Genomic DNA, 3,351 nt, shown 5'->3' with positions numbered 1-3,351 from the left:
GGAATTTAATCTTGACGATGACCTACTCTCACATGGGGAAACCCCACACTACCATCGGCGATGCATCGTTTCACTGCTGAGTTCGGGATGGGATCAGGTGGTTCCAACGCTCTATGGTCGTCAAGAAATTCGGGTACCGAATCGTGGCCAGATGGCCTCGCTTCAGCAAATTGGGTATGTGACAGCTTTCGGTGTTTGTGAACATCGAACTTTCGGTTCGTTTCGTCTTCACACACCGCAATCTGGTCTCTTTCGCTTTTCAGCTCGGAGCATGCAAATTGCTTGGGTGTTATATGGTCAAGCCTCACGGGCAATTAGTATTGGTTAGCTCAACGCCTCACAGCGCTTACACACCCAACCTATCAACGTCGTAGTCTTCGACGGCCCTTCAGGGAACTCAAGGTTCCAGTGAGATCTCATCTTGAGGCAAGTTTCCCGCTTAGATGCTTTCAGCGGTTATCTTTCCCGAACATAGCTACCCGGCAATGCCACTGGCGTGACAACCGGAACACCAGAGGTTCGTCCACTCCGGTCCTCTCGTACTAGGAGCAGCCCCTCTCAAATCTCAAACGTCCACGGCAGATAGGGACCGAACTGTCTCACGACGTTCTAAACCCAGCTCGCGTACCACTTTAAATGGCGAACAGCCATACCCTTGGGACCGGCTTCAGCCCCAGGATGTGATGAGCCGACATCGAGGTGCCAAACACCGCCGTCGATATGAACTCTTGGGCGGTATCAGCCTGTTATCCCCGGAGTACCTTTTATCCGTTGAGCGATGGCCCTTCCATACAGAACCACCGGATCACTAAGACCTACTTTCGTACCTGCTCGACGTGTCTGTCTCGCAGTCAAGCGCGCTTTTGCCTTTATACTCTACGACCGATTTCCGACCGGTCTGAGCGCACCTTCGTACTCCTCCGTTACTCTTTAGGAGGAGACCGCCCCAGTCAAACTACCCACCATACACTGTCCTCGATCCGGATAACGGACCTGAGTTAGAACCTCAAAGTTGCCAGGGTGGTATTTCAAGGTTGGCTCCACGCGAACTGGCGTCCACGCTTCAAAGCCTCCCACCTATCCTACACAAGCAAATTCAAAGTCCAGTGCAAAGCTATAGTAAAGGTTCACGGGGTCTTTCCGTCTAGCCGCGGATACACTGCATCTTCACAGCGATTTCAATTTCACTGAGTCTCGGGTGGAGACAGCGCCGCCATCGTTACGCCATTCGTGCAGGTCGGAACTTACCCGACAAGGAATTTCGCTACCTTAGGACCGTTATAGTTACGGCCGCCGTTTACCGGGGCTTCGATCAAGAGCTTCGCGTTAGCTAACCCCATCAATTAACCTTCCGGCACCGGGCAGGCGTCACACCCTATACGTCCACTTTCGTGTTTGCAGAGTGCTGTGTTTTTAATAAACAGTCGCAGCGGCCTGGTATCTTCGACCGGCATGAGCTTACGGAGCAAGTCCTTCACCCTCACCGGCGCACCTTCTCCCGAAGTTACGGTGCCATTTTGCCTAGTTCCTTCACCCGAGTTCTCTCAAGCGCCTTGGTATTCTCTACCCAACCACCTGTGTCGGTTTGGGGTACGGTTCCTGGTTACCTGAAGCTTAGAAGCTTTTCTTGGAAGCATGGCATCAACCACTTCGTGTTCTAAAAGAACACTCGTCATCAGCTCTCGGCCTTAAGATCCCGGATTTACCTAAGATCTCAGCCTACCACCTTAAACTTGGACAACCAACGCCAAGCTGGCCTAGCCTTCTCCGTCCCTCCATCGCAATAACCAGAAGTACAGGAATATTAACCTGTTTTCCATCGACTACGCTTTTCAGCCTCGCCTTAGGGACCGACTAACCCTGCGTCGATTAACGTTGCGCAGGAAACCTTGGTCTTTCGGCGTGGGTGTTTTTCACACCCATTGTCGTTACTCATGTCAGCATTCGCACTTCTGATACCTCCAGCAAGCTTCTCAACTCACCTTCACAGGCTTACAGAACGCTCCTCTACCGCATCACCCGAAGGTGATACCCGTAGCTTCGGTGTATGGTTTGAGCCCCGTTACATCTTCCGCGCAGGCCGACTCGACTAGTGAGCTATTACGCTTTCTTTAAAGGGTGGCTGCTTCTAAGCCAACCTCCTAGCTGTCTAAGCCTTCCCACATCGTTTCCCACTTAACCATAACTTTGGGACCTTAGCTGACGGTCTGGGTTGTTTCCCTTTTCACGACGGACGTTAGCACCCGCCGTGTGTCTCCCATGCTCGGCACTTGTAGGTATTCGGAGTTTGCATCGGTTTGGTAAGTCGGGATGACCCCCTAGCCGAAACAGTGCTCTACCCCCTACAGTGATACATGAGGCGCTACCTAAATAGCTTTCGAGGAGAACCAGCTATCTCCGAGCTTGATTAGCCTTTCACTCCGATCCACAGGTCATCCGCTAACTTTTCAACGGTAGTCGGTTCGGTCCTCCAGTTAGTGTTACCCAACCTTCAACCTGCCCATGGATAGATCGCCCGGTTTCGGGTCTATTCCCAGCGACTAGACGCCCTATTAAGACTCGCTTTCGCTACGCCTCCCCTATTCGGTTAAGCTCGCCACTGAAAATAAGTCGCTGACCCATTATACAAAAGGTACGCAGTCACCCAACAAAGTGGGCTCCCACTGCTTGTACGCATACGGTTTCAGGATCTATTTCACTCCCCTCTCCGGGGTTCTTTTCGCCTTTCCCTCACGGTACTAGTTCACTATCGGTCAGTCAGTAGTATTTAGCCTTGGAGGATGGTCCCCCCATATTCAGACAAAGTTTCTCGTGCTCCGTCCTACTCGATTTCATGACTAAGAGATTTTCGCGTACAGGGCTATCACCCACTATGGCCGCACTTTCCAGAGCGTTCCGCTAATCTCAAAGCCACTTAAGGGCTAGTCCCCGTTCGCTCGCCACTCCTCCGGGAATCTCGGTTGATTTCTTTTCCTCAGGGTACTTAGATGTTTCAGGTCCCCTGGTTCGCCTCTTGCACCTATGTATTCAGTACAAGATAACCATCTTATGATGGCTGGGTTCCCCCATTCAGACATCTCCGGATCAAAGTCTGTTTGCCGACTCCCCGAAGCTTTTCGCAGGCTACCACGTCTTTCATCGCCTCTGACTGCCAAGGCATCCACCGTATGCGCTTCTTCACTTGACCATATAACCCCAAGCAATCTGGTTATACTGTGAAGACGACATTCGCCGAAAATTCGAATTTCTCAATTAAGAGAACTCACAAATTTTACCTTAGCCTGATCCGTTACCAGTGAAAGTAACGTTCAGTCTATCTTTCTATCACATACCCAAATTTTTAAAGAACGA

At 51.2% G+C, this 3,351-nt stretch carries 2 rRNA genes; both read right to left on the bottom strand.

The features are described 5' to 3' along the window. Positions 1-9 precede the first annotated feature (9 nt). Positions 10-125 (bottom strand): 5S ribosomal RNA (gene rrf / locus ACIPZE_RS28540). A gap of 168 nt (positions 126-293) precedes the next feature. Further along, positions 294-3,187 (bottom strand): 23S ribosomal RNA (locus ACIPZE_RS28535). Positions 3,188-3,351: the final 164 nt, after the last annotated feature.

The organism is Pseudomonas sp. NPDC089741, from assembly GCF_044748825.1.
In the GTDB taxonomy this organism is placed as follows: Bacteria; Pseudomonadota; Gammaproteobacteria; order Pseudomonadales; family Pseudomonadaceae; genus Aquipseudomonas; species Aquipseudomonas helmanticensis.
This window is presented reverse-complemented; position numbering and strand designations above follow the sequence as displayed.